This window comes from Paenibacillus sp. 3LSP, assembly GCF_032465655.1.
GTDB classification, from domain to species: Bacteria; Bacillota; Bacilli; order Paenibacillales; family Paenibacillaceae; genus Fontibacillus; species Fontibacillus barengoltzii.
In genome coordinates this window covers 1-1,769 of the sequence record NZ_JAWDJI010000078.1, presented here as the reverse complement: position 1 = coordinate 1,769, position 1,769 = coordinate 1, and the positions used below count along the sequence as shown (strand labels likewise).

General features: G+C 55.6%; 1 protein-coding gene. It reads left to right on the top strand.

Annotation, left to right across the window (positions count from 1 at the left end):
* Positions 1-395: 395 nt before the first annotated feature.
* A complete protein-coding gene (locus RW092_RS06080) occupies positions 396-1,640 on the top strand; it encodes an IS110 family RNA-guided transposase (RefSeq protein ID WP_016312179.1) in 1,245 nt (414 codons plus the stop codon).
* Positions 1,641-1,769 lie beyond the last annotated feature (129 nt).

The following is a 1,769-nucleotide window of genomic DNA, read 5'->3' as shown; positions in this document are numbered from 1 at the left end:
CCTCGTATAGTATCTTTAAAAAGCTCTTTTAGGTTCATTTCCATCCCCCCGGGGGATGGAAAACAGCCTCCAAATTTCCAGCTTGTTCTTTGAAAATTCCATCAGGGACTGGACTTTCCGGTATGCCTCTGGACAATGGAACGTAGGGTCCATTCGGGGAAATCCTTCTGCCTCCAGTAGCATCGTCTACTCCTTAAGTCTGTTTCTCCGGTACGCGTCTGAGCTTCTTACCCGCTGGCTGTTCCCTTCGGCATCCCATGCCCGGTTTTAGCAGATCCGGGGCAGCTCATGGCCCGAAGTGTGTCCTCATACGCGAGGGTGATAGATCTGCGCGTGCGCCGGAGGCATCCCGGAGCGTCCATTCCCTGAATCCCTAGCGAAAGGAGGAATTTCACTTGAAGCTTTTTGTCGGTATTGACGTGAGCTCGCAAGAGCTCGAAGCGTGTTTCATGAACGCTGACGGTGACAAGCTTGAGACACTCACCGTCAAAAACAATTTGAATGGCGCCTCGCACTTGCGTGACCAAATCGTCGCTGCAGCGAACAAGTTGGCCGTCACCGAGATTCACATCGGCTTGGAAGCCACTTCCGTCTACAGCTGGCACCCTGCCATGTACCTGCATCAGGATCCAGCGCTTCGAGAGCGCAAGGCCAAGGTGTTCACCTTGAACCCCAAGCTCATCAGCAAGTTCAGAGAAGCCTATGCGGATATGGACAAGACCGACCGGCTCGACGCCTGGGTCATTGCGGATCGCCTGCGCTTCGGCCGCCTGACGACCACCATCGTCATGCAGGAGCAGTATGTCGCCCTTCAACGCCTCACGCGCATGCGTTTCCACTTGGTCCATAACTTGGCTCGCGAGAAGCAGTACTTCTTGCAGAACCTGTTCTACAAGTGCAATGCGTTTACAACCGAGGTCGACAGCTCCGTGTTTGGCCATGCGCTCATGGAGATGCTCTCCGAGAAGTTCAGCCTCGATGACATCGCCGAGATGGACGTGGCCGATCTGGCCGACTATCTGCGGGACAAGGGACGCAATCGTTTCCCCGATCCCGAGCGGGTCGCCCGCTGCATTCAGCAAGCTGCCCGCGCCTCCTATCGGCTGTCCAAGGTCGTGGAGGATTCGATTGACCTGGTGCTCGGCACCTCCATCGAATCCATCCGCAGCATCCAGAAGCAGCTCAAGGATCTCGACAAAGCGATCGAGCGGGTCCTCGACGGCATTCAAGGCGCTCAGTGCTTGCTGTCAGTGCCCGGCATCGGCAAAGTCTATGCAGCCGGTCTGCTCGGCGAACTCGGCGATATTGAACGGTTCAAGGATCAAGCCGCCGTCGCCAAGTACGCAGGTCTGACGTGGCGCAGGCACCAGTCCGGCGTCTTCGAGGCGGAGGACACCGCCCGCATCAAATCCGGCAACCGATTCCTGCGCTACTACCTCGTTGAAGCTGCCAACTCGGTTAGGATGCGCGATGAAGAATTCGGTGAATATTACCGGAAGAAGTATCACGAAGTGCCCAAGAATCAACACAAACGCGCCCTCGTCTTAACGGCAAGAAAACTCGTGCGTCTGGTCGATGTGCTGCTACGCAGCGGCCAACTCTACACGCCTCGAAGGAAGGTGAATAGCGCCAAGGATTAACGCCTCCTTTGCCTTAGTCCTTCACGAATTCCCAGTAAAAATCTGGTATCTGACATGGTTTTTGGCTGGGTTTGGTTTGATGCGCCCTTTTTTCGTGACTCCGCGCTCAACAGGCACGGGAAATTTCCA